The organism is Streptomyces sp. GbtcB7 (assembly GCF_019091445.1).
In the GTDB taxonomy this organism is placed as follows: domain Bacteria; phylum Actinomycetota; class Actinomycetes; order Streptomycetales; family Streptomycetaceae; genus Streptomyces; species Streptomyces mirabilis.
The window spans coordinates 1-258 of sequence record NZ_JAGXJM010000376.1; the positions used below are offsets into that span (position 1 = coordinate 1).

1 protein-coding gene is annotated in these 258 nt (G+C 60.1%); it reads right to left on the minus strand.

Features of this window, described 5'->3' with window-relative positions:
- Nucleotides 1-258 (minus strand): substrate-binding domain-containing protein (locus KVT44_RS56320; protein ID WP_217577037.1); only part of this gene is annotated, 258 nt, incomplete at both ends.

Below are 258 nucleotides of genomic sequence, written 5' to 3' on the forward strand. Positions count from 1 at the left end.
ATGTAGTTGCCCTGGAGCTCGCCGACATTCGAGTTGTCGAAGGACGCGTAGTAGTCGTCGTTCTTGGTGCCGAGGATCAGTCGGTCGTAGGAGAACACCGGGATCTTGGCGTCGGCGGCCTGCTGGAGCACGTTGTTCATCGACTTGTTGGCGATGGCCGCGATGATCAGGGCCTTCACGCCCTGCGTGATCATGTTCTCGATCTGCGAGACCTGGGTGTCCGGGTCGTCCTCGCCGAAGGCCAGCTTGGTCTTGTAG